General features: G+C 66.7%; 24 protein-coding genes. 11 read left to right on the forward strand and 13 right to left on the reverse strand.

What is annotated here, in order from left to right; all coding sequences use genetic code 11:
* The first annotated feature begins 79 nt into the window (after nucleotides 1-79).
* Nucleotides 80-1,018, forward strand: coding sequence for an RluA family pseudouridine synthase (locus tag POS15_RS04120; protein ID WP_019182886.1), 939 nt, complete (start codon nucleotides 80-82; stop codon nucleotides 1,016-1,018).
* Nucleotides 1,019-1,232: 214 nt separating this feature from the next.
* Here the strand turns inward: POS15_RS04120 and zupT are convergent, their stop codons facing one another.
* From zupT to POS15_RS04135, 3 genes are all read right to left on the reverse strand, one after another.
* Complete coding sequence (gene zupT / locus POS15_RS04125; protein WP_019182887.1) at nucleotides 1,233-2,042, reverse strand: zinc transporter ZupT; 810 nt, start codon at nucleotides 2,040-2,042, stop codon at nucleotides 1,233-1,235.
* A gap of 185 nt (nucleotides 2,043-2,227) precedes the next feature.
* Nucleotides 2,228-2,647 (reverse strand): energy transducer TonB, encoded by a 420-nt coding sequence (locus tag POS15_RS04130; RefSeq protein WP_019182888.1) that lies wholly within the window; start codon nucleotides 2,645-2,647, stop codon nucleotides 2,228-2,230.
* Between the two features lie 4 nt (nucleotides 2,648-2,651).
* Nucleotides 2,652-2,993 carry a 4a-hydroxytetrahydrobiopterin dehydratase gene (locus POS15_RS04135; protein ID WP_019182889.1) on the reverse strand — a complete coding sequence of 114 codons (342 nt, stop codon included), beginning with the start codon at nucleotides 2,991-2,993 and terminating at the stop codon, nucleotides 2,652-2,654.
* A gap of 90 nt (nucleotides 2,994-3,083) precedes the next feature.
* Here POS15_RS04135 and POS15_RS04140 point away from each other — a divergent pair, with 90 nt between their 5' ends.
* Both POS15_RS04140 and POS15_RS04145 read left to right on the forward strand, forming a co-directional pair.
* Nucleotides 3,084-3,683, forward strand: coding sequence for an NfuA family Fe-S biogenesis protein (locus POS15_RS04140; RefSeq protein WP_019182890.1), 600 nt, complete (start codon nucleotides 3,084-3,086; stop codon nucleotides 3,681-3,683).
* A 9-nt stretch (nucleotides 3,684-3,692) separates the two neighbouring features.
* Nucleotides 3,693-5,435, forward strand: coding sequence for a hypothetical protein (locus POS15_RS04145; protein WP_284129040.1), 1,743 nt, complete (start codon nucleotides 3,693-3,695; stop codon nucleotides 5,433-5,435).
* 108 nt (nucleotides 5,436-5,543) lie between these two features.
* On the opposite strand, the gene POS15_RS04150 is transcribed toward POS15_RS04145, so the two are convergent.
* Together POS15_RS04150 and POS15_RS04155 are read right to left on the reverse strand one after the other, a co-directional pair.
* On the reverse strand, nucleotides 5,544-5,990 hold the full coding sequence (locus POS15_RS04150) for a barstar family protein (protein WP_284129041.1): 447 nt from the start codon (nucleotides 5,988-5,990) through the stop codon (nucleotides 5,544-5,546).
* The gene (locus POS15_RS04155) at nucleotides 5,987-6,451 is read right to left on the reverse strand and encodes a ribonuclease domain-containing protein (RefSeq protein ID WP_019182894.1); all 465 of its coding nucleotides are present in this window, start codon (nucleotides 6,449-6,451) and stop codon (nucleotides 5,987-5,989) included. Before POS15_RS04155 ends, POS15_RS04150 begins: the two co-directional genes overlap by 4 nt.
* Nucleotides 6,452-6,717: 266 nt before the next feature.
* Here POS15_RS04155 and POS15_RS04160 point away from each other — a divergent pair, with 266 nt between their 5' ends.
* Nucleotides 6,718-7,329 (forward strand): superoxide dismutase, encoded by a 612-nt coding sequence (locus POS15_RS04160; protein WP_284129042.1) that lies wholly within the window; start codon nucleotides 6,718-6,720, stop codon nucleotides 7,327-7,329.
* Between the two features lie 80 nt (nucleotides 7,330-7,409).
* On the opposite strand, the gene POS15_RS04165 is transcribed toward POS15_RS04160, so the two are convergent.
* The gene (locus POS15_RS04165; protein ID WP_019182896.1) at nucleotides 7,410-8,258 is read right to left on the reverse strand and encodes an endonuclease/exonuclease/phosphatase family protein; all 849 of its coding nucleotides are present in this window, start codon (nucleotides 8,256-8,258) and stop codon (nucleotides 7,410-7,412) included.
* Nucleotides 8,259-8,435: 177 nt separating this feature from the next.
* On the opposite strand from POS15_RS04165, the gene POS15_RS04170 reads away from it, so the two are divergent.
* Nucleotides 8,436-9,998, forward strand: a complete 1,563-nt coding sequence (locus tag POS15_RS04170) for an oligopeptide:H+ symporter (RefSeq protein ID WP_070470348.1) — start codon at nucleotides 8,436-8,438, stop codon at nucleotides 9,996-9,998.
* A 7-nt stretch (nucleotides 9,999-10,005) separates the two neighbouring features.
* Nucleotides 10,006-10,629, forward strand: a complete 624-nt coding sequence (locus POS15_RS04175; RefSeq protein ID WP_019182898.1) for a rhomboid family intramembrane serine protease — start codon at nucleotides 10,006-10,008, stop codon at nucleotides 10,627-10,629.
* A gap of 201 nt (nucleotides 10,630-10,830) precedes the next feature.
* Here POS15_RS04175 and POS15_RS04180 read toward each other — a convergent pair whose 3' ends face one another.
* Complete coding sequence (locus tag POS15_RS04180) at nucleotides 10,831-11,010, reverse strand: hypothetical protein (RefSeq protein WP_019182899.1); 180 nt, start codon at nucleotides 11,008-11,010, stop codon at nucleotides 10,831-10,833.
* A gap of 213 nt (nucleotides 11,011-11,223) precedes the next feature.
* Between POS15_RS04180 and POS15_RS04185 the strand changes: the two genes are divergently transcribed.
* The 3 genes from POS15_RS04185 to cfa all read left to right on the forward strand — a co-directional run bounded on the left by POS15_RS04185 (nucleotide 11,224) and on the right by cfa (nucleotide 13,579).
* Complete coding sequence (locus tag POS15_RS04185) at nucleotides 11,224-11,526, forward strand: GNAT family N-acetyltransferase (RefSeq protein WP_019182900.1); 303 nt, start codon at nucleotides 11,224-11,226, stop codon at nucleotides 11,524-11,526.
* Nucleotides 11,527-11,591: 65 nt separating this feature from the next.
* Nucleotides 11,592-12,446: a DUF3298 and DUF4163 domain-containing protein gene (locus tag POS15_RS04190; RefSeq protein ID WP_019182901.1), complete on the forward strand. Its 855-nt coding sequence runs from the start codon at nucleotides 11,592-11,594 to the stop codon at nucleotides 12,444-12,446.
* A 14-nt stretch (nucleotides 12,447-12,460) separates the two neighbouring features.
* A complete protein-coding gene (gene cfa, locus POS15_RS04195; protein ID WP_046274196.1) occupies nucleotides 12,461-13,579 on the forward strand; it encodes a cyclopropane fatty acyl phospholipid synthase in 1,119 nt (372 codons plus the stop codon).
* Between the two features lie 75 nt (nucleotides 13,580-13,654).
* On the opposite strand, the gene POS15_RS04200 is transcribed toward cfa, so the two are convergent.
* On the reverse strand, nucleotides 13,655-15,826 hold the full coding sequence (locus POS15_RS04200; RefSeq protein ID WP_019182903.1) for a M3 family metallopeptidase: 2,172 nt from the start codon (nucleotides 15,824-15,826) through the stop codon (nucleotides 13,655-13,657).
* 257 nt (nucleotides 15,827-16,083) lie between these two features.
* On the opposite strand from POS15_RS04200, the gene POS15_RS04205 reads away from it, so the two are divergent.
* Nucleotides 16,084-16,569, forward strand: coding sequence for a glutathione peroxidase (locus tag POS15_RS04205; RefSeq protein WP_284129043.1), 486 nt, complete (start codon nucleotides 16,084-16,086; stop codon nucleotides 16,567-16,569).
* 219 nt (nucleotides 16,570-16,788) lie between these two features.
* Here the strand turns inward: POS15_RS04205 and POS15_RS04210 are convergent, their stop codons facing one another.
* From POS15_RS04210 to POS15_RS04230, 5 genes are all read right to left on the reverse strand, one after another.
* Nucleotides 16,789-17,334 (reverse strand): TlpA disulfide reductase family protein, encoded by a 546-nt coding sequence (locus tag POS15_RS04210; RefSeq protein WP_266085134.1) that lies wholly within the window; start codon nucleotides 17,332-17,334, stop codon nucleotides 16,789-16,791.
* A 191-nt stretch (nucleotides 17,335-17,525) separates the two neighbouring features.
* Entirely contained in the window at nucleotides 17,526-18,305 is a 780-nt protein-coding gene (locus POS15_RS04215) for a ferredoxin--NADP reductase (protein WP_046274192.1), read from the reverse strand.
* Nucleotides 18,306-18,400: 95 nt separating this feature from the next.
* Nucleotides 18,401-20,272, reverse strand: coding sequence for an ABC transporter ATP-binding protein (locus POS15_RS04220; RefSeq protein WP_070470337.1), 1,872 nt, complete (start codon nucleotides 20,270-20,272; stop codon nucleotides 18,401-18,403).
* Nucleotides 20,273-20,506: 234 nt separating this feature from the next.
* Nucleotides 20,507-20,950 carry a carboxymuconolactone decarboxylase family protein gene (locus POS15_RS04225; RefSeq protein WP_026070203.1) on the reverse strand — a complete coding sequence of 148 codons (444 nt, stop codon included), beginning with the start codon at nucleotides 20,948-20,950 and terminating at the stop codon, nucleotides 20,507-20,509.
* Between the two features lie 35 nt (nucleotides 20,951-20,985).
* Complete coding sequence (locus tag POS15_RS04230) at nucleotides 20,986-21,882, reverse strand: RNA polymerase sigma-70 factor (protein WP_284129044.1); 897 nt, start codon at nucleotides 21,880-21,882, stop codon at nucleotides 20,986-20,988.
* Nucleotides 21,883-22,036: 154 nt separating this feature from the next.
* Between POS15_RS04230 and POS15_RS04235 the strand changes: the two genes are divergently transcribed.
* Complete coding sequence (locus POS15_RS04235; protein ID WP_019185911.1) at nucleotides 22,037-23,554, forward strand: fumarate hydratase; 1,518 nt, start codon at nucleotides 22,037-22,039, stop codon at nucleotides 23,552-23,554.
* The last annotated feature ends 131 nt before the right edge of the window (nucleotides 23,555-23,685 follow it).

A 23,685-nucleotide genomic window follows, 5' to 3' on the forward strand; every position in this document is an offset into this window, starting at 1 on the left:
CCCTTATCTCGCCCGCCGAGTGTAACAGAATAAAAGGCCAATGACCGTTACCGAGCCCACCCCCAAAGCCGCTGAAGCCATGACCAGCGTACGTATCATCACTGTTCCGGCCGACCGTGCCGGGCAACGCCTGGACAACTTCCTGCTCGGCCAGCTCAAGGGTGCACCGCGCAGCCTGATCTACAAGCTCGTGCGAAGTGGCCAGGTCCGCGTCAATGGCGGCCGCGCCAAGGCCGAGCGCAAGCTGGAGGGCGGCGACGAAGTCCGGGTGCCGCCCGTCCGTCTCAACGAAGAGGGCGACAAGGCTGGCCCGCCGGCCGCGTTCATGAAGCGGCTGGAAGATGCCATCGTGTTCGAAGACGATCGGCTGCTGGCGCTGAACAAGCCGTCGGGCGTGGCCAGTCACGGCGGCAGCGGCATCAGTTTCGGCGCCATCGAAACCCTGCGCGCACTGCGGCCGGGCAAGACCCTGGAGCTGGTCCATCGCCTGGACCGGGATACCTCCGGCCTGCTGATCGTGGCCAAGAAGCGCTCGGCCCTGAGCGAGCTGCAGGCGCTGCTGCGTGAAGACCACGGCGCCGGCATCCGCAAGCGCTACCTGACGCTGCTGGCCGGCCGCATGCCCGATGGCACCATGACCGTGGACGCCCCGCTGCACGTGGGCCTGCGCCAGGGTGGCGAGCGCCACGTGCAGGTCAATCCGATCGGCAAGGAGTCGATCAGCCACTTCAAGGTGCTGGAGCGCAAGGGCGGCCATTCGTACTGCGAAGTGCGGATCGAAACCGGCCGGACCCACCAGATCCGCGTGCATGCCCAGCATCTGGGTCATCCGGTGGCCGGTGACGACAAATACGGCGATCCGGACGTCAACAAGCGGCTTCGTGAGCAGATCGGCCTGAAACGGCTGTTCCTGCACGCGGCCTCGCTGGAGTTCGCGCTGGATGCGGGCAAAACCCCTTATCTGATCAATGCGCCGCTGGCCGAGGAGCTGGTCGAGGTCTTGAACCGGCTCAAATAAGGCCGACCGACAAGGGTAGTGCCGGCCGCTGGCCGGCTCTGCACAATCCCGACCGATAAAGGTAGTGCCGGCCGCTGGCCGGCTCTTCACGGTGTCGATCGACATCCGACGTCGGGAAGCGCCGGCCAGCGGCCGGCACTACCGGGCGGTGGGACCCTGCGCCGACGTTACCCGGTTGAAAGGGCCCGGAGTTGCCGGGATGGAGCCCTCGGCATCACCACTTGAACAGCACCAGGCTGATCGCCAGGCTGCCCATGCCGGCCACCAGGCCGTACACGGTTTCGTGGCCCTTGGCGTAGCGCTTGGCCGCCGGGAGCAGTTCGTCCAGGGCCAGGAACACCATCACGCCGGAGATGATCCCGAACACCCAGCCGAAGGTGGCATGGTTGAGCACCCCGGACAGGGCGACATAGCCGATCGCCGCACCGATCGGCTCGGCCAGCCCGGACAGCAGGCTGGCGCCGAACGCATAGAACTTGTTCTGGGTGGCGAAATACACCGGCACCGCGATCGCGATGCCCTCGGGGATGTTGTGGATGGCGATGGCGAAGGCCAGCGGCATGCCGACCGAGGGGCTCTCCAGGGTGGCGAAGAACGTCGCCAGCCCCTCGGGGAAGTTGTGTGCGGTGATCGCCACGGCGGTCAGCAGGCCGACCCGCTTGATGTAGGCCTTGTTGTTGTCGCGGAACAGCGGGTCCTGCTTGTCCAGGCTCTCGTGCGGGTTCGGGATCAGGTGGTCGATCACCACGATCAGCAGCACGCCGACCAGGAAGGCCGCGGTGCCGTAGGCGAAGCCCAGTCGGGCGTCATAGGCCTGGGTGAATGAATCGATGGCCTTGTTGAGGATCTCCGTCAGCGAGACGAAGACCATCGCGCCACCGGCAAACGCCAACCCGAACGCCAGCAGGCGCGGGTTGGGGCGGCGCGAGAACAGCACCATCAGGCTGCCCAGCGCGGTGGCCAGGCCGGCGGCCAGGGTGACCGCCAGGGCGATCCATACGTTTTCACTGGAAATATCAGGCATCCGCCAACGCGTCCTTGTACGAGAAAAGTGCGCCGTGCGGTCCCCACCTCCCCACCGGGCCGCTGAAATGCGGGGCTCCGTGGGGGCGGTGTTCACCGGGCGCGTGGCGACGCGTCGATCCGACGGGCGCCTTGACGATCCATGATGCGCGGCTTGCGGCGGCTGACCTCAACACCCTGCGGCGATCAGCCGCCGCGACGCAGCCGTTCTTCGATCGCGAAGCACTCGTCCGGCTTGGGCTGCGGCGGATTGAAGCTGACCGGTACCTGGATCGTGGTCGAGACCGTCTGCCCGGCACGGGTGCCGGCCTTGAACTGCCAGGCCTGGACCGCCTTCTGCGCCTGCTCGTCGAGCTGGGCGTTGCCGCTGCCACTGGCGAGCTGGACCTGGCTGGGCTGGCCGTCGGCGGCGATGGTGACCTTGAACGTACTGGTGCCGCCGATGCCCTGGCACGCCAGTTCGATGGGGTACTCCGGCGGTGGCGTCTTGACCGCGGCGACCTCCGTGGGCGCCGCGACCGGGGCGGCCGGTTGTTCGGGCGTCTTGTTGCAGCCGGCCAGGGCCGCCACGGCAAGGCTGGACAGCACGATGTACTGCAGTTTCATGGGCTTACTCCGTCAGGGCCGAGGCTTTCGCCGCGCAGATGAAGTCGTTTTCGCTCAGGCCACCCACATCATGGGTGGAGAATCGCACCACGGCGCGGTCGTAATGCACGCCCAGGTCCGGGTGGTGGTCTTCGCGATGGGCAACCCAGGCCAGGGCGTTCACGAAGGCCATGGTGCCGTGGTAGTTGTCGAAGCGGAAGGTGCGGGTCAGCGCCTGGCCGGCCTCGGCCAGCTCCCATCCGGGAATCTGGGCCAGCAGCTCGGTGACCCGGGCGGTGCCGAGCTTGTGGTCGCTGCCTTTGCGCGGCACGCAATGGGCCTGCGCCAGCGGAATCAGGTCGGCCATGGGTTCCTCCACATCTGGATGACTGAACAATGCGCGGTCCGGTGTATAAACCAAATGAGCGCATAACAAGGGATTGGCTAGAATAGCCCGATGATCCAGATATCCGACACTGCCCAATCCTATTTCCGCAAGCTGATCGAGCGTGAGGCCGTGCCCGGCATGGGTGTGCGCCTTACCGCCGTCGATGCGGGTACCCCGCGCGCCGATGCCCGCCTGGAGTTCGCCGATCCCGGCGAGCTGCTCGGTGATGAGTGGGCGGTGGACTGCGATGGCTTCACCCTCTACGTGGCCGCCACCAGCGTGGCCTGGCTTGATGGCGCCGAGATCGATTTCGTCACCAACGCCACCGGCAGCCAGCAGCTGACCATCAAGGCGCCGAAGATCAAGGGCGAGGCGCCGACGGAAGGTTCTTCCCTGGTCGAGCGCGTGCGCTGGGTGGTGGAGAACGAAGTCAATCCGCAGCTGGCCTCGCATGGCGGCAAGGTCGCAGTGCAGGAAGTCTCGGCCGAGGGCGTGGTGCTGCTGCGCTTCGGCGGCGGCTGCCAGGGCTGCGGCATGGCCGACGTCACGCTCAAGCAGGGCATCGAAAAGACCTTGATGGGACGTGTGCCCGGCATCACCGCGGTGCGCGACGCGACCGACCACGAGAGTGGCGACGCGCCGTACATTCCCCGCGGCACGGCTGCCTGATCGCGCTGCGTGCCACTGCGCCGGGCTGACGACATCCTCGATTGGCTGCTGGCTCGCCAGCCGGACAAGCGCATTCTCGAAAAAACCACGGGCCTCCCCTATGGGTGGGGCCTGTGGCTGCGCGCGTTGTCGCCATTGCCGCGGCCGTTCCGGGCCAGCGAAGTACTTGCCGAACTGGCCCAGCGTGAGCCGATGCCCACTGGTGGGCGCCTGCCCGAACTGAGTTTCATCCAGGCGATGCGCCGGCTGCTCTGGCAGGGCTGGGACCCGGCCCCGCGCGATCAGCGCTGGATGCGCTGGACCTCTGCGCTGATCAGCGCGCTGCTGCATCTGATGTTCGCGCTGTTGTTGCTGTGGGTGGCCTTGATCCGCCCGCCAAGCGAGCCCGAACAGGGCGGCGAGAGCGGGCGCGTGCAGGTCGAGTTAGTCGGCCGCGGCACCCCGCAGCAGGAGCAAGGGGCGTCACCGGCCGCTGCCGAGCCGGCCACGGCGGACGCGGCGATCGCTGCGGCGATGGCCAATGCGCAGGCGATGGCGCAGGCCGAAGCGGATGCGCGCACAGCATCGGCCCCGCAGCCGGCCGCGGCGCCGGCACCGCCAAGCGAGCCACAACCGGCGCCACCGGCGCCCGCCACGCCGGCGGTGGAGCAGCCCGTCCAGGCGACCGAGGTGGCCCAGGCCACGACCGATTTCGTGGTGCCGCCGACCAGCGTGCCGCGCACCGAAGTGCGGGTGATGACGCGCGAGCCGCAGGACATCGCGGTGCGTGAGCGCACCGTGGTCACGGTGGAAGCGCCGACGCCGCGTACCACCGTGCCGACTCCGCGAACGGCCGAACCGCAATTGCGCACGCCCGAGCTGACCGTGCAGGAGCGGCAGGTCACGGTGGTCGAAGCCCCGACCCCCACCGTGGCCATTGCCGGGCCCCGGGTGGAGGCGACCATGCCGCAACGTGAGGTGCAGGTGCGCGAACGCGAGATCCGGCCGGTGACCGCGCCGGCGGTGAACGTGGCCACGCTGCCCACGCGCGAGGTGGCCGTACCGGGCCGATCGCCTGAGGTCGCCGTGCGCGAACGCGCGGTGCCCAACGCCGCACCGCGTCCGGCACCGCCATCACCGGCCGCGGCGAGCAGTACGACGACGGCGCCGGCGGCCGCCAATGCCAGCACGGCCGCCAGCACGTCCACGTCGCCGACCGCGACCCGCGCCCCGGCGAGCCCATCCAAGGCACCGCCCGGCAGCTGGACCACGCCCAACCGGTCCGATGACTGGGGCGCGGCCAATCATCCGCAGGACGCCGATCTCAACGGCCGTGCCGTCAGTGCGACCCAGGGCAATGGCAGCAGTCTGTTCAAGGCCGATGGCAGTGTGCGCGTGCCCGGCCAGGAGGGTCACGGCAACAGCGAGCGCGGCGCACCGGGCGGCGAGAAAGATGGCTGGAGCAAAGAACGCATCGCGCAGTCCGGCACCTGGCTCAAGCGCCCGCCGTACGACTACACCCCGACCTCGTTCGACAAGTACTGGGCGCCCAACGAATCGTTGCTGGCCGAATGGGTCCGCAAGGGCATCAAGGCGGTGGAGATTCCGATCCCTGGCACGAGCTCGTCGATTTCCTGCGTGATCTCCGTGCTGCAGTTCGGCGGCGGCTGTGGCTTGAGCGATCCGAACATGCAGGACCAGCCAGCCATCGCGCGTCCGCCGCCGGACATCCCGTTCAAGAAGGAACTGCAGGAAGACAACGGCAGCCGATGAGGCGCGGCCTCGGCGGCGGGTAGAGCCACGCCATGCGTGGCTGGGTTTCGGCCGGGTGTCACGGCGCCTCGCAGCCACGCATGGCGTGGCTCTACCGGATGCTGGGCGTTACGCTGCGGGGTCCGCGTCCGGTTCCACGTCCGCGTCCTGCAGCGCGACGAACGCCCAGAACGGCACGTTGCTCTCGCCCCAGTAGCGGCTGGCTTCGTCCAGCACATCCAGCAGCGTGTCGAACTCCGCGCCCGCCTCGCTGCGCAGCGTATCGGCGTCGTTGAAGAACAGGGAATAGCCATTGGCCGGCAGCCACGCCAGGTCACGCAGGTTGTCGGTCAGTGCATCCCAGTTGCCGCCGAAGCCGGTCGGGAAGTCCAGGCGGGCGGCCAGCCGCATCAGCAAAGTGCGCTTGTCCTGGCAGCCGGCCAGGTCGATCTGGATCACACGCAGGCCGGCATCGCGCATCGCCGCCGACAACGGGGCGACATCATCGTTGCCGATCGCATAGATGCCGGCGTTGTTGATGTCGTGCAGGCCCAACTCGAATCCGTCATGCGTCATTGCCAGCTCCCGGCAGGTGGAACGTCGAAACTGCGGAACGTTTCATAGTGATCATCGGTATAGAACCAGCCAGTAGGGGGGGTGCCGCCGGTGACAATGCGCCGTGCGCCGCGATTGCCTGCGCCGGGCGTGTCCACCGTGTATTCGTGGTAATAGCCGCGCGGCCGCTGCGGCAGCCGCTGTTCGCGGTTGCTGAAGATGCTGCCGTCCTGGCGGTGCGGGAACGGGCCGCCACGCTGGATCAGCGCGATGGTGTCGCGCGCTTCGGCCGGCAGGAACGGGGGCAGGGGATCGCGCGTCGTCCGGCTCGATGACGTCGGTGCAGGGGCGGCCGGCGCGCTGTCGGGCTGGGTCAGCGATGGCGCAAACTGCGGCGCGGGCGGGCGCTGGGCCAGCTTGATGGCGGCCAGGCCTCCCACCAGCAGCACGATGGCGATCAACAACAACAGCGGCTTGCGCATGAGGGGCCAGCGAAGAGGGGCGAGGCCACTACTCTACTGCGATCATCGCCCGGCACGGTGAGGCCCAGCCGAACAGGCATGCTGCACCGCGGGGCCTGCGCCGCACCGGTGTACACCGTCACTGTCGCGTAACGCGGCCGACACGCCATCGACCACGCAGGACGAAGTTTCCTTTACATCGCCCTTGGTAAGCTTGTCGGCCATCCCCATCATCGACTCCGCAACGCCCGGTCTTTGCCGGGTGAGTGAGCTACCAGGAGAACCACATGGCCTATACCCTCCCCAAGCTGTCCTACGCCTACGACGCGCTCGAGCCGCATATCGACGCAGCGACGATGGAAATCCACCACACCAAGCATCACCAGACGTACATCAACAACGTCAACGCTGCGCTGGAAGGCACCGAATATGCCGACCTGCCGGTGGAAGAGCTGGTCAAGAAGACCAAGTCGCTGCCGGAAAACCTGCAGGGCGTCGTGCGCAACAACGGCGGCGGCCATGCCAACCACACCCTGTTCTGGACCGTGATGTCGCCCAATGGCGGCGGCGCTCCGGTCGGTGACGTCGCCAAGGCGATCGATTCGCAGCTGGGCGGTGTCGAGAAGTTCAAAGAGGCCTTCACCAAGGCCGCGCTGACCCGCTTCGGCAGCGGCTGGGCCTGGCTGAGCGTCACCCCGGACAAGAAGGTCGTGGTGGAAAGCAGCGCCAACCAGGACAGCCCGCTGATGGACGGCAACACGCCGATCCTGGCCCTGGACGTGTGGGAACACGCGTACTACCTGAAGTACCAGAACCGTCGCCCGGAATACATCGGCGCGTTCTTCAACGTCGTCGACTGGAACGAAGTCGAGCGTCGTTACCAGCAAGCCATCGCCTGATCGGCACGGTTGCCTGAAACACCAACGGCCAGGCAGTAATGCCTGGCCGTTTTTCGTTGGGCCTCCGCAAACGGTGCCGGTCAGGGCGCGCTGGTGCTTTCCGGCGTCTGCAGGCGCAGGGTGGCCATGGTGCCCAGCCGCATCGCCGCAGCGTCGCCCTCGCTGGCCGGCAGCTTGATGCTGTCCTGGCGGATGCCGCCGAAGTGCTTCACCTGGAACAGCACGTCCAGGCCGTGCCCCCGTGCCGCGCCGGCCAGCGACGGCGGATCCACGCGTTCGCCGGGGTTCTTGCGGGCCGGCTGGAAGCCCGGGGTACTTCCCACCAGCTCGGTGATCTCGGCCGAGAAGTCGCCGGCGATCAGCGAAGGCAGGCCGTCGGCGGTCGCGCCGATCCAGGTCATCAGATCGGTGGTCTGGTGCCGGCGGATCTGCGCGTCGTCCGGTTCCGGGCGAAGCCGGGCCACGTAGATGTTGATCAGTTCCTCGCGCAGCTTGACCCGCAGCATCCCGGCCGCGCTGAACTGCCCCGGCGGGTGCAGCAGGGTGACGGCGTCATCCGTCACCGGCAGCCGGGTCAGCATGGCGCTGCCGTGGCGCAGCGGCTGGCTGGGCGGATCGGCGGTGACGAAATCGCAGCTGTAGCGCAGCCGGCTGGCCAGCCAGCAGGCGGGGTTGCGGCCCTGGGTCTGCAGCACCCGCTGCACCGCAATCACGTCCGGCTGCATCGACTCCAGCAGCTGCAGCACCTGGTCACGCCGCTGTTGCCATTGGGCATCGTCCTGGGTCGGCAGTTCCAGCGTGGCGATCTTCAGCGAGGGCAGGGCGTCCTCGGCCTGGCGCGCGTGCGCGCCGGCGGCGGGCGCGGCCAGCAACAGCAGCAGGATCCAGCCTGTCCAACCTCGGGTCCCACCGGTGATGTGCGTGCGCATAACGATAAGTTTACGCTTTCGCCGTCGACGATCCGTGACACGGGTGCCATCGCGCGGATGGGATTCCGGCCCGCCTGCCATGTCCGGCGGCCCCTGTCATGCAGCTGTGCAGCGTGCGCTGGGGTGGGGGCTTCCGGTAATCTTGGTCCTTTCGTGTTCGCAGGACAGCCCCACAGGATGAGCAATATCGCAGCCGCCAGCGCCGGCAAAGGAAAGATGCCGCGCCAGATTCCCTACATCATCGGCAATGAGGCCTGCGAACGCTTCAGCTTCTATGGGATGCGCAACATCCTGGTGCAGTTCCTGATCACCTCGCTGCTGCTGCAGGAGATCACCGCCGATGGCCGGGCCGGCGAGGCCAAGGACATCATGCACAGCTTCATGATCGGCGTGTATTTCTTCCCGCTGCTCGGTGGCTGGCTGGCCGACAAATTCTTCGGCAAGTACCACACCATCCTGTGGTTCAGCCTGATCTATTGCGCCGGCCACGCCTGCCTGGCCATCTTCGAGGACAGCCGCCAGGGCTTCTTCGTCGGCCTGGGCCTGATCGCGCTGGGTGCCGGCGGCATCAAGCCGCTGGTGGCCTCGTTCATGGGCGACCAGTTCGACCAGAGCAACAAGCATCTGGCCAAGGTCGTGTTCGACGCCTTCTACTGGATCATCAACTTCGGCTCGCTGTTCGCCTCGCTGCTGATTCCGCTGGCGCTGAAGAACCTGGGTCCGTCGTGGGCCTTCGGCATCCCGGGCATCCTGATGTTCGTGGCCACCTTCGTGTTCTGGATGGGCCGCAAGCGCTACGTGCTGGTCCCGCTGCCGCCCAAGGACCCGCATTCGTTCGGCAACGTGGTGCGTACCGCGCTGTCGGCGCAGGTGCCGGGCAAGGGCCGTCCGGGTCGTACCCTTGCCATCCTCGGTGCGGTGCTGGCGGTGGCCTCGATGGGGCTGGTCGGCAGCCTGGGCATCGTGATCTGCCTGTGCATCGCGCTGGTCCTGCTGTTGGCCGGCATCGGTGGCGGCACCTGGATCCAGCTGGACCGCGCCCGCGCCGTGCACCCGGCCGAGGCGGTGGAGGGCGTGCGCTCGGTGCTGCGCGTGCTGGTGATCTTCGCCCTGACCACGCCGTTCTTCTCGCTGTTCGACCAGAAGGCCTCGACCTGGGTCCTGCAGGGCCAGCAGATGGCGATGCCGAGCTGGTTCACCGCCTCGCAGATGCAGGCGCTGAACCCGCTGCTGGTGATGATCCTGATCCCGTTCAACAACCTGGTGCTGTACCCGATGCTGCGCCGCTTCGGCTTCGAGCCGACCGCGCTGCGCCGGATGACCGCCGGCATCGCCTTCAGCGGCCTGGCCTGGATCGTGGTCGGCGGTATCCAGGTGATGATGGATGGCGGCAACGTCATGTCCATCTTCTGGCAGATGCTGCCCTACGCGCTGCTGACCTTCGGTGAAGTGCTGGTCTCGGCCACCGGCCTGGAGTTCGCCTACAGCCAGGCGCCGCAGGCCATGAAGGGCGTGGTGATGAGCTTCTGGAACCTGACCACCACCATCGGCAACCTGTGGGTGCTGCTGTCCAACGCGGCGGTGCGCAACGACACGGTGACCCACCAGATCGCCAGTACCGGCTTGAGCGAGGCGGCGTTCCTGATGTTCTTCTTCGCCGGCTTTGCGTTCCTGGCGGCGTTGGCCTTCGGTTGGTATGCCAAGCGCTATCGTATGGTCGACAACTACCGCACCGCCTGAGCCTGACATGACCCCAGTCAACCTGCTGCTGATCGCCATCACCGTCATCGTGTCGTGGATGGCGTTCAAGAACCGTGCGCTCGCCGACCGCCTGATCCTGTGGCCGCCGGCAGTGGACCGCAACCGTCAGTACGATCGCCTGATCACCTACGGGTTCATCCACGCCGATCTGTCCCACCTGGCGTTCAACATGATCACGCTGTTCTTCTTCGGCGGCTTCATCGAACAGGTGATGCTGCAGTTGAGCGGCAGCTACCTGACCTATCCGGCGTTCTACCTGGGTGCGTTGCTGGTCTCGATCCTGCCCAGCTACCTGAAGAACCAGAAGAATCCGAACTACCTCAGCCTGGGGGCATCGGGCGCGGTCTCGGCAGTGCTGTTCGCCTTCATCCTGATCAAGCCGTGGTCGATCATCCTGGTGCTGTTCATTCCGGCCCCGGCGATCATCTATGCGGTGTTCTACGTCGGCTACAGCATCTGGATGGACCGCCGTGGCGGCGACCGCATCAACCACAGCGCGCACCTGGCCGGTGCGGCCTTCGGCGTGCTGTTCATGCTGGCCATGCAGCCGAGCATCTTCAGCCACTTCCTGCGTGAGCTGAGCAACCCCACCTTCCGCCTCGGCGGTTGATTCGGCGCGTACCGACCAACGGTCGGTACCTACGACGTGGTATCTGGCGCGGGGTGGGGCGTACCGACCAACGGTCGGTACCTACGTCGTCGCGCTGGGGGGCGGGCGTACCGACCCACGGTCGGTACCTGCCGACGGTGGGTCGATGCGTCGTCGCGCCGGGGGGGAGCTCACGACCGTTGGTCGTGAGCCCGGCAACCGTCAGGCGGCCTTCTTGCCGTCCACGCCATAGGTGCTGAGCAGCCGGGCGTAGACCTCGTGGTTGATCTGGTCGAATTCCCAGCCCTGGGTCTGGCCGTTCACGGCCAGCTGGAACAGGCCCTCGAGCAGGGAGCTGTCGGCATCGCCGTGGGCGGCGGGGGCAGGTGCGGTGTTGTCCATGCGGACCTCCGGAAGAGCGGGTGCGTGCAGGCAGGTCTTCGCAAAAGCCATGCCAGCTTTTACGCCCTGTCCGGATCCGATATCGGCGTGGCGGCTCCAGCCTTTAGGGCCGGATGTGACGCGCCACGTCGCTGCTTGCCCCTGTTCAGGCTTCACGCGATCATGGCGGCCGGCTGCGCACTATCGCTGCAGTCGCCGCAGGAGACACCGCTCATGGCTTCGGTCACGCCGCCCGGACTGGCTTACGAGGTGGAGCACGATCTGGCCCATCACCGGTTCCAGGCCCGGGTCAAAGGGCATCTGGCGCTGCTGGATTACCAGATCAAGCGCAAGCGGATGATCATCACCCACACCGAGGTGCCCGAGCCGATCGCCGGCCGTGGCGTGGCCGGTGAGTTGACGAAGGTGGCGCTGCGCTACGCGCGCGAACACAGATTCAAGGTAGTGCCTGCCTGCGCGTACGCCGAAGCGTTCCTGCAGCGGCACGAGGAGTACGACGACCTGCTGGTCCGATGAGGGCAGCGGGTCATGCTTCAGGGATGGCCGATCATGATGGTGGGTTACAACAAGGGGATTTCAGGATGAACATCGCAGGAAACCGTTGCGCGCTGCGCACCAGCGCGTTGGCCTTGGCTATGGGCTTGGTGGTGGTGGCAGGCTGCAAGCGCGACGGTGACGCACAGGCGCCGGTGGCAGCGGCAGATACCGCCGCCGAACCGGCTGCACCGACGGCGACGCCGGATGCGCCGGTCGAGCTGCGCGACGTGATCGAGACCTCGCCGCAGGCGGTGGTCGGGATTACCTATCCGCCGGACATCGCGCGGTATCCGGGCCTGGCCAAGACGCTGGGCAGCTATGCCGACAGCGCCCGGGCCGAGCTGCAGCAGGCGCTGGACGGGCTGGGCAACGACAAGCCGACCATGCCCTACGAGCTCTCGCTGACCTTCGAGAAGGTGCTGGAGACGCCGCAGCTGGTGGTGGTGACCGCCGATGGCAGCCGTTACACCGGTGGCGCCCACGGTGAGCCGCTGGTGGCACGTTTCGTATGGCTGCCGGAGCAGCAGCAGATGCTGACCGCCGACAAGCTGGTGGCCGATGCCAAGGGCTGGAAGGCGATCAGCGACTACGTGGCCGACCAGCTGCGCGAACGCGTGGCCACGCGCCTGAGCGGCGATGAGATGGAGCCTGCGCAGATGCAGGAATCCCTGCGCAACGCCAGCCGGATGATCGCCGATGGCACCGGGCCCAGCGCGGACAACTTCAGCCAGTTCCAGCCGCTGACCGGTTCCGACGGACGCATCTCTGCGATACGCTTCGTGTTCCCGCCCTACCAGGTAGGGCCGTACTCGGACGGCACGCAGACCGTGGACGTCCCGGCCGCCGTGCTGGTGCCGCACGTGGGTCAGGATGTCGCGGGGTTGTTCGCCCGGGGCTGATCGACGGAGGCGATGTGGACGCTGGGCTGCAACGACGGGTCACGGGGTTGCTGCACGAAGCGGGGGTCACCGTTGGCGGTGACCAGCCGCAGGACATCACGGTGCACGACCCGCGCTTCTATGCACGGGTCATGGCCCAGGGCTCGCTGGGCCTGGGCGAGAGTTACATGGACGGGCAGTGGGATGCCCGCGCGCTGGACGACTTCCTCTTTCATCTGATGCAGGCGCATCTGGACGAACGCGTGCACGGCTGGCGCGATCTGGCCGATGCGATCAAGGCGCGGGTGTTCAATCTGCAGGCCGGCGCCGGCAGTTTCGAGGTCGGCCGTCGCCATTACGACCTGGGCAATGATCTGTACGAGGCGATGCTCGGCCAGCGGCTGGTCTACAGCTGCGGTTACTGGCGCGAAGCTGCGGACCTGGACACGGCGCAGGAGGCCAAGCTCGATCTGATCTGCCGCAAGCTGGGCCTGCGCCCCGGCCAGCGCATTCTGGATATCGGCTGCGGGTGGGGCGAGGCGCTGAAGTTCGCGGCCGAGCGCTATGGCGTCTCCGGCGTCGGCGTGACGATCTCGCAGGAGCAGGCGGACTATGCGCGGCAGTTGTGCGCGGGGTTGCCGGTCGAGATACGGTTGCAGGACTACCACGACGTGGAGGAGTCCTTCGACGCGATCCTGTCGGTGGGGATGTTCGAGCACGTGGGCGACAAGAACTATCGCGGGTACTTCGAGATGGCGCGGCGCTGCCTGCGGCCGGAAGGATTGTTCCTGCTGCATTCGATCGGCAGCAATCTGTCGCGGCATCGCACCGATCCGTGGATCGCAAAGTACATCTTCCCGAACTCGATGCTGCCCTCGGCGGCGCAGGTGACCGACGCGTTCGAAGGGTTGTTCGTGCTGGAGGACTGGCACAACTTCGGCACCGATTACGACCGGACCCTGCAGGCGTGGCGGGCCAACATCGAGGCGGCGTGGCCGCGCCTGGATGCGCAGCGGTATGACGAACGGTTCCGCCGGATGTGGCGGTTCTATCTGGCCGGTTCGATGGCGAGTTTCCGCTGCCGGCATGCACAGTTGTGGCAGCTGGTGTTGTCGCCCAATGGCGTGCCTGGAGGCTACGTAGCGCCACGGTGAGATGAGCTGGCGGCACAAAAAAAACGCCCGGCGGTGCCGGGCGTTTTTCGTTGTGCACGTCGTTGAGGCGGACGCTTACTTCTTGCCGTCACCCGAGGTCAGGCCGCGCTTTTCGAGCAGCGGCTCGATCTGCGGGGCATGGCCGGCGAAGTTCTGGAACAGTTCCATTGCATCCACGCTGCCGCCCTTGGAAAGCAGGGTCTGGCGGAAGTGATCGCCGTTCTTGCGGCTCAGGCCGCCGTTTTCGCGGAACCACTTCTGGGTATTGGCGTCGAGCACTTCAGACCAGATGTAGGCGTAGTAGCCGGCCGAGTAGCCGCCCATGATGTGGCTGAAGTACGGGGTCTTGTAGCGCGGCGGGACCGGCGCGTAGAAGATGCCGTCCTTGGCCAGGGCCTCGGCTTCGAACTTCATCACGTCCTTGGCGGCCGGGACCTGGTCCGGACCGATCTGGTGCCAGCGCTGGTCGAGCATGGCCGCACCGAGGTATTCGGTGGTGGCGAAGCCCTGGTTGAACTTGGCGGCGGCGACGACCTTGTCGAGCAGGGCCTGCGGCATGGCCGTGCCGTTCTGGTAGTGCTTGGCGTAGTTCTTCAGGATGACCGGGTCATCGGCCCACATCTCGTTGACCTGCGAGGGGAACTCGACGAAGTCGCGCGGCACCGAGGTGCCCGAGAAGTAGGGGTACTTCACGTTCGAGAACATGCCGTGCAGGGCGTGGCCGAATTCGTGGAAGGTGGTGGTCACTTCATCCCAGGTCAGCAGGGTCGGCTTGCCGGCCGGCGGCTTGGGGATGTTGAGGTGGTTGGCGACCACCGGCTTGAAGCCGGTCAGCTCGGACTGCGAGACGTACGAGTTCATCCACGCACCGCCGCGCTTGGAGGCGCGTGCATACGGGTCGAAGATGAAGATCGCCAGCTGGCTGCCGTCGGCATCGAACACGTCATAGACGGTGACGTCGTCGTGGTAGACCGGCAGGTCGGTGCGCTGCTTGAAAGTCAGGCCGAACTCGAGCTGGGCGGCGTGGAAGACGCCGTTTTCGAGCACGTTCTTCATTTCGAAGTACGGCTTGAGCTGGGATTCGTCGAAGTTGTACTTGGCCTGGCGGACCTTCTCGCTGTAGAACGCCCAGTCCCATGCTTCCAGCTTGAAGGTGGGCTTTCCGGCGGCCTTCTGCTCCTTGTCGATCATCGCCTGCAGGTCGGCGGCTTCGCGCTTGGCGTTGGCGACGGCGGCCGGGGCGAGCTGGCCGAGCATGGCGTTGACCGCTTCGGGGGTCTTGGCGGTCTGGTTGGTCAGGTTGTAGGCGGCGAAGTTCGCAAAGCCCATCAGCTTGGCCTTGTCGGCACGCAGCTGCATGATGCGCGAGACCAGGGCGGTGTTGTCGTACTCACCGCCGCGGCTGCCGCGGGTGATGGAGGCTTCGTAGATCTTCTGGCGCAGGGCGCGGTTGGCCAGGTTGGTCAGCGGCGGCTGGCCGGTGGTGTTGAGCAGGGTGATGACGTACTTGCCGTCCTGGCCACGGGCCTTGGCGGCTTCGGCAGCGGCGGAGATCTGCTCCTGCGAGAGGCCGTCCAGGTCCTTGACGTCATCGACGGTGATCGCCGAGGCATTCACTTCGGCCAGCACGTTCTGGCTGAACTTGGTGCCCAGGTTGGCCAGCTCGGCGTTCATTTCCTTGAGCTTGGTCTTGTCGGCTTCGGACAGCTTGGCGCCGGCGCGGACGTAGCTCTCGTAGTACTTCTCGACCAGGCGCATGCCTTCGGCGTCCAGGCCGAGCTGGGTGCGGGTGTCATACAGGGTCTGGATGCGGGCAAACAGCTTGCCGTTGAGCGCGATGGCGTCGCTGTGCGCGGCGAAGCGGGCGGAGTAGTCGGCCTGCAGCTTCTTGCGTGCGTCGTTGGTATCGGCACCGACCAGGCTGAAGAACACGGTGGTGGCGCGGTCCAGGGTCTCACCGCTCTTTTCCAGGGCGATGAGGGTGTTGTCGAAGGTCGGCTTGGCCTTGTTGTTGGCGATCGCCTCCACTTCCTTCAGCTGCTGGGCCATGCCGGCGTCGAAGGCGGGGGCGAAGTCGCTGTCCTTGATCTTGTCGAACTGCGGGAAGTGCAGCGGCAGCGGGCTGTCGGCGAAGAACGGGTTGGCCTGCTGGGCGGTGGTCGCGGCCGGGGTGGCGGCGGTGGCGGAATAGGCGGGCAGGGCCAGGCCGAGGGTCACGGCGACGGCGAGGGCAAGACGGGTGGTCAAGGGGAATTCTCCGGTCAGACAAGTCTTTGAGGGTAACCCGGGCCGTTGGGGAGCGGCTTGTGTCGAAAGGCATGTTTTGGCCAGGCCAGGGCATTGCGAAGGGTGCACCACTGCAAGAGCCAGCCCGGTCGTTGCCGTCCCGAGGCGTAGTGCCGGCCGCTGGCCGGCTCCTCGGCCCACCGGCCGGCTCCTCAGCCCACCAGGCCGAATACGCTGGGCGAGCTAAGATGAGAGGCCTTTCCACCGGAGCCCCTGCCATGACCACTGCCTTCGATTTCCCGTTCGTGGACCTGTCGGGCCAGCCACAGGCGTTGGCGCAGTACCGGGGCAAGGTGTTGTTGCTGGTCAATGTGGCCAGCAAGTGTGGCTTCACGCCGCAGTACGAGGGGCTGGAGGCGTTGTGGCGGGAATTCGGGCCGCGCGGGCTGGTGGTGATCGGGTTTCCCTGCGATCAGTTCGGGCATCAGGAGCCGGGCGATGCGGCGCAGATCGGGGAGTTCTGTTCGCTGACCTATGGGGTCAGTTTCCCGATGTCGGACAAGGTCGAGGTCAACGGCGACGGCGCTGATCCGCTGTGGCAGTGGCTCAAGGCCGAGAAGGCCGGGGTGCTGGGCACGCGGGGGATCAAGTGGAACTTCAGCAAGTTTTTGGTCGGCCGCGATGGGCAGGTGCTGGGCCGCTATGCGCCGACCGACAAGCCCGAGTCGCTGCGCGGCGATATCGAGGCCGCGCTGGCCGGCTGATACCGGCCGGAATGCGTCCCGGTAGTGCCGGCCGCTGGCCGGCTCCTCGCATCACCGGATGGCCACATGTCCCAGCCACGCATGGCGTGGCTCTACCGGCTTGCATCACCGGTTCGCCCAACGTTCCAGCCACGCATGGCGTGGCTCTACCGGCTCGCATCACCGGATTGCCCAACGTTCCAGCCACGCATGGCGTGGCTCTACACCGCAGCGATGGAATCAGCTGCCTGCTTTCCGGTTGCGCACGTCTTCGGGCAGGAGGGCGAGAATGTCGTCGACGATCTTTGGCAGGCTCTTCTCGGAGTAGCCGCGATGCACGCCGGCGATGCTGCCGTCGTGGCCGATGATGAACATGTGCGGGATGGTCTGGATGCCGTACTGGTCGCTGACCTCGCCCTTGGCGTCGTGGATGTAGTCCAGTGGCGGGGCCTTGCGGCTGCGGGCGATGGCGGCGAAATCGGCGCGCGGTTCCTTCAGGTTCACCGCGTAGACCTGCAGCGCGTCATGCCCGATGACCTTCTGCAGCTGGCCCAGGATCGGCAGTTCCTTGCGGCACGGGCCGCACCACGAGGCCCAGAACGTGACGATGACGACCTTGCCGCGCTGGCTGGCCAGGTCCACCACATTGCCCTGGCGGTCCTTGCCCAGGATCTGCGGCGGGATATCGCCGGCTCTCGGTGAGGGCGTCGCGGGCGCGGCGGCGCTGGCAGCCAGGCTCATGGCGAGCAGCAGGCAGGCGAGGGCGGGGCGGATCTTCCTGATCATCGGTACGGCTCCAGGTCAGGCCCGGCCGTTGCCGGGCTGACGCGGAATATAGCCCAACGTGCATGCGTTCGTTGCCGCGAGAGCCGACCAAGGGTCGGCTCTGCCCGGCAGGGCCGCGGTCGGCGAATCAGCTCCGTAGAGCCGGGCTCTGTCCGGCTGGCGCGCAGGTTGGTCGATCAGCCGCGCGGAGCCTACTTTTCGACGAAGGCGCGTTCGAAGACGTAGTGGCCCGGGGTGCCGATGCGCGGCGAGGTCTGGAAGCCGCGGCTGTCCAGCACGGTGCGCAGGTCGGCCAGCATCTGCGGGCTGCCGCAGATCATGGCGCGGTCGTTTTCCGGATCCAGCGGCGGCAGGCCGAGGGTCTTCTGCATCTCGCCGCTTTCCATCAGCGAGGTCAGGCGGCCTTGGTTGGGGAAGGCTTCGCGCGTGACGGCCGGATAGTAGAGCAGCTTGTCGCCGATCATCTCGCCGAGGAATTCGTGCTCGCGCAGTTCCTTCTCGAACAGCTCGCGGTAGGCCAGGTCCTTTTCGTAACGCACGCCGTGGGTGAGGATCACCTTGTCGAAGCGCTCGTAGGTTTCCGGGTCCTTGATCACCGACAGCCACGGCGCCAGGCCGGTGCCGGTGCCGAGCAGGTACAGGTGCTTGCCCGGGTGCAGGTCGCTGATCAGCAGGGTGCCGGTAGGCTTCTTGCCGACCAGCACCTTGTCGCCCGGCTTGATGTGCTGCAGGCGCGAGGTCAGCGGGCCGTCCTGCACCTTGATGCTGAAGAACTCCAGGTTTTCTTCCCAGTTGGCACTGGCGATGGAGTACGCGCGCAGCAATGGGCGCGCTTCGGTTTCCAGGCCGATCATCACGAACTGGCCGTTCTCGAAGCGGAAGCCGCTGTCGCGGGTCGTGGTGAAGCTGAAGTAGGCGTCGGTCCAGTGACGGACCTCAAGCACCGTTTCGGCGCCAAAAGCGGAAGACATGGGGGTGGGGTTCTGGTCGGTTTCGTCGGGTCTAGTTTATCTTAAATGAGATAAATTCTCATTGACTGGCCGGACAGGCCTGTCGTGTCTGGGTTTCAGCGGTAACCGGCCGCCTGCAGTTCGAACAGTTCGGCATACCGGCCGCCCTGGGTCATCAGCTCGGCATGGGTGCCGCTGGCCTCGATCCGGCCGCCGGCCAGCACCAGGATGCGGTCGGCCATGCGCACCGAGGAAAAGCGGTGCGAGATCAACACCGCAGTGCGGTTGTCGGACAGTTCCTTGAAGCGCTGGAACACCTCGAACTCGCTGCGCGCATCCAGCGCCGCGGTCGGTTCATCCAGGATCATGACCTGCGCATCGCGCATGTAGGCCCGCGCGATCGCAATCTTCTGCCACTGGCCACCGGACAGGTCCACGCCCATCTTGAAGCGGCGGCCGATCAGCTGGTCGTAGCCACCGGGCAGGCCGGCGATCACCTCGTCGGCCATGCCGCGCCGGGCGGCATCGCGGATGCGGGCGTCGTCGCCCATCGCCTCGACCAGGCCGACGCCGATGTTCTCGCCGGCGCTGAGGTTGTAGCGCACGAAATCCTGGAAGATCACGCCCATGTTGGCGCGCAGGTCATCCAGGTCGTAGTCGCGCAGGTCGCGGCCATCGAGCAGGATGCGGCCTTCATCGGGGTCGTACAGGCGGGCCAGCAGCTTGACCAGGGTGGTTTTGCCGGCACCGTTCTCACCCACCAGCGCCAGTACTTCACCGGCACGCAGGTCGAAATCCAGATGCCGCACCGCCCAGCTTTCGGCGTCGGGATAGCGGAAACCGACGTTCTCGAACACGAAGCCCTGGGTGATCGGCTGCGGGATGGCGATGGCATCCGGGCGCGAGTGGATTTCCGGTTCGATCTGGAAGAACGAGAACAGATCGTCCAGGTACAGCGCCTGGCCGGCAACCTGTGAAAAGCCGATCAGCAGGCCTTCCAGCAGCTGGCGCAGGCGCAGGAAGCTGCCGGCCAGGAAGGTGAGGTCGCCGATCGAGAAATCGCCGCGCACGGTGCGCCAGGCGATGTAGGCGTAGGCGGCGTAATAGCCCAGCGTACCGAGTGCTGCCAGCAGCGTGCCCCAGATCGCACGCTTGCGGGCCAGCGCACGGTTGGCGAGATAGAACTTCTCGGCGAGTAGTTTGTAGCGATCGATCAGGAAGCGATGGAGGTTGAAGATCTTCACCTCCTTGGCGGTCTCCACGCTGGCCCCGATCTGGCGCAGGTACTCCAGCTGGCGGCGCTCGGGCGTCCACTGGAAGTTGAGGCTGTAGCCGGCTGCGTTGAAGTGCGATTCGCCGATGAAGGCCGGGATCAGTGCGACCGCCAGCAGCAGGATCAACCACGGCGCGTACACGATCAGGCCGACCGCGAGGCTGGCCACCGTGATGCTGTCCTGCACCTGGCCGAACAGCTGGCTCATCAGGTTCATCCGGCCCATGGTCTGGCGCCGTGCCCGGTCCAGTTTGTCCTGCAGGTCGGGGTCTTCGAAATCCTCCAGGTCCAGCTCGGCGGCGTGTTCCATCAAGCGCACGCTGGTGACGTTGGTGAACAGCTCCGACAGCAGGGTATCGGCGTAGCTGACCATGCGGCCAAGCAGGTCCGAGGCCATCGCCAGGCCGAACTCGAGCGCGAGCAGGCCCAGCAGGGGATTGAGCAGGCCACTGGACAGCGCCTCGCCGAACGGCGGGAAGCCGGCATCATGCTGGCTGAGCTGCACGGCGGCATCGATGATCAACTTGCCGACGTACAACATCGCCACCGGCAGCAACGCACGGATCACGCGCAGGCCGAGGCTGGCCAGGGTCAGCCCCGGGCTGGTCTGCCAGACCTGGCGCAGGAACGGGGGCAGGTTGCGCATCGCATTGACGCGCTCACGCAGGCTGGGATTCTTCTGGCCGGGTGCACCGGCAGCGGGGGAGGCGGGCATGGGCGGTGTTGTGCGCGCCGTGACCGTGGTTGATGCATGAAGTCAGTGCCTGCGCAGATTGCAGACGCGTACGTCCCGCAGAACGGTGCAGCCGGTACACCGCTACCCGGTAGTGCCGGCCGCTGGCCGGCTCCAGGTGGCATCCAGCATCGTGCGGAGCCGGCCAGCGGCCGGCACTACCCGTGCAGCATGACGATCATGCGGAGCCGGCCAGCGGCCGGCACTACCCGTTGCTTATGGCAGCGGCGGCAGCAGGCCGGCGCCGAGGCGGTTCCAGGCGTTGATCACCGCGATGCCCATGCTCAGGTCGCTGATGCCCTTCTCATCGAAATGCGGTGCCAGGGCGTCGTAGGCGGCATCGGACGGGGCGGCGCTGCTCAAGCGGGTCAGCGCCTCGGCCCAGCCCAGCGCGGCGCGCTCGCGCGCATCGAAGAAGCGGCTCTCGTGCCAGGCTGGCAGCGTATCGAGCTTGCGCGGTTCGATGCCGCCCTTGCGCAGGGTGGTGGCATGCATGTCCATGCAGTAGCCGCAGCCATTGATCTGCGAGACACGCAGGAACACCAGTTCCATCAATACGGGGTCGATCGAACTGTCGTGCACGGCCTTGCTGGTGGCGAGCAGGCCCTTGAAGGCCTCGGCGGCGAGGCGGGTGTATGGAACGCGCGGTGAGGTGGACATCGGGGACTCCATGACGGCCGCAATGGCCGTCTTCATCAGGAGGACGCGCCAGCATCGCGCGCTGTGACAAGGCCGGTGAGTTTTTCCGGATTGAGCACGCTGAGCACGCGCACGATCCGTCCGGCATCGACCGTGATCATCGTCACCGAGTGCAGCTGGTCGCCCGCGAAACGCAGGATCGCCGGCTCGCCATTGACCTGGCCGAGCTGCGCCGGATGCTGGCCGTTGCGGCGCGCGATCGCCCAGTACAGCTGCGCGATGCGCTCGGCGCCGAGCAGGGGGCGGATCGCTGCGGTCACGCGGCCACCGCCGTCGGAGATCATCTCGGCATTGGCATCAAGCAGGGCGCGGATCGCTTCCAGATCACCCTGCTGCGAGGCGTCCATGAAGCGCGCCAGCAGGTCGCGGTGCTGGGCGGGCGAGACCGTGAAGCGTGGGGCGCCCGTCTGCAGTCGCTGCCGCGCCCGGTGCACCAGTTGCCGGCAGTTGGCGGGGGAGTGCTCCAGCAGGGGCGCGATGTCCGGGTAGTCGTAGTCGAACACATCCTTGAGCAGGAAGGCGGCGCGCTCATCCGGCTTGAGCTGCTCCAGCAGCGCCAGGAAAGCCACCGAGACCTCGTCGGCGAGGGCATGGCGCTCGGCTGGGTCCTGCAGCGGGTCCGGGTCCAGGGCGATCTCCAGCGGCTCGGGCAGCCACGGCCCGACGTACTCCACGCGCGCGCTGCGCAGGGCGCGCAGCCGGTCCAGGCCGAGCCGGGTGGTGGCCGTCACCAGCCAGCCCTCCGGGTCGCGGATCACGCCGGTGTCGGCGCCCTGCCAGCGCAGCCAGGCGTCCTGGACGATGTCCTCGGCGTCGCTGCGGCTGCCCAGCAGGCGGTAGGCCAGGGCGAACAGGCGGGGGCGGTGGGTCTGGAAGGTATCGGTCGGGGTCATGCCAGGAGGACGCGGCCGGGCAGGCCGCTGTGACAAGGCGGGGCGCCCACTGTGCACCAAACCCCGCCACCGCGAGCGATTCTCAACGCCGCCGGGCGGTAGTTGTTAAAATCGGCGGTTCAACCCCCGCCAGCCTCCAGCAAGCGAGCAAGTCGTGACATCGATCAAGCAGGAAGACCTCATCCAGTCCATCGCCGACGCGCTGCAGTACATCTCGTACTACCACCCGGTCGATTACATCAAGAGCCTCAACGCTGCCTATGAGCGCGAAGAGTCGCCGGCCGCGAAGGAGGCGATGGCCCAGATCCTGATCAATTCGCGCATGTGCGCCGAAGGCCACCGGCCGATCTGCCAGGACACCGGCATCGTCACCGTGTTCCTGGAAATCGGCATGAACGTGCGCTGGGACGACGCCACCATGGGCGTGGAGGACATGGCCAACGAAGGCGTGCGCCGCGCCTACAACTACCCGGACAACAAGCTGCGCGCCTCGGTGCTGGCCGATCCGGCCGGCAAGCGCATCAACACCAAGGACAACACGCCGGGCGTGGTCAACGTCAAGGTGGTGCCAGGTGACACCGTGGAGGTGATCGTCGCGGCCAAGGGCGGCGGTTCGGAAGCCAAGAGCAAGTTCGCCATGCTCAACCCGTCCGACTCGATCGTGGACTGGGTACTCAAGACCGTGCCGACCATGGGCGCCGGCTGGTGCCCGCCGGGCATGCTCGGCATCGGCATCGGCGGCACCGCCGAGAAGGCGATGCTGCTGGCCAAGGAATCGCTGATGGAGCCGATCGACATCAACGAGCTCAAGGCCCGTGGCGCCTCCAACCGCGCCGAAGAGCTGCGCCTGGAGCTGTTCGACAAGGTCAACGCGCTGGGCATCGGTGCGCAGGGCCTGGGCGGCCTGACCACCGTGCTGGACATCAAGGTCAAGGACTTCCCGACCCACGCCGCCAATCTGCCGGTGGCGATGATCCCGAACTGCGCGGCCACCCGCCATGCGCACTTCACCCTGGATGGCAGTGGCCCGGTGATGCTCGACCCGCCCTCGCTGGAAGACTGGCCGCAGATCACCTACGACGCCTCCAAGGGCACCCGTGTCGATCTGGACACGATCACTCCGGAAGACGTCGCCAGCTGGAAGCCGGGCCAGACCCTGCTGCTCAACGGCAAGCTGCTGACCGGCCGCGACGCCGCGCACAAGCGCATGGTGGAAATGCTGGACAAGGGCGAGCCGCTGCCGGTCGACCTCAAGGGCCGCTTCATCTACTACGTCGGCCCGGTCGATCCGGTGCGCGACGAAGTGGTGGGCCCGGCCGGCCCGACCACCGCCACCCGCATGGACAAGTTCACCCGCCAGGTGCTGGAACAGACTGGCCTGCTGGGCATGGTCGGCAAGGCCGAGCGCGGCCCGGCGGCGATCGAAGCGATCCGTGACAACAAATCGGCCTACCTGATGGCGGTCGGCGGCTCGGCGTACCTGGTGTCCAAGGCGATCAAGGCAGCCAAGGTGGTCGGCTTCGCCGATCTGGGCATGGAAGCGATCTACGAGTTCACCGTGCAGGACATGCCGGTCACCGTGGCGGTGGATTCCACCGGCGAGTCCGTGCACCAGACCGGCCCGCGCGAATGGCAGGCCCGCATCGGCAAGATTCCGGTCGTGGTTGCCTGAGGCTTCCGGTCGCGGCAATACGGCAGGTATCGGCCACGGGTCGATACGCTGCTGAAACGAAAACGGCGCCCGAGGGCGCCGTTTTTCGTTGCCCACCCCTGCGCGTGCCGCCCGCATAATGCGGGCCTTCC

The sequence above is a fragment of the Stenotrophomonas sp. BIO128-Bstrain genome, from assembly GCF_030128875.1.
Lineage (GTDB): Bacteria > Pseudomonadota > Gammaproteobacteria > Xanthomonadales > Xanthomonadaceae > Stenotrophomonas > Stenotrophomonas bentonitica_A.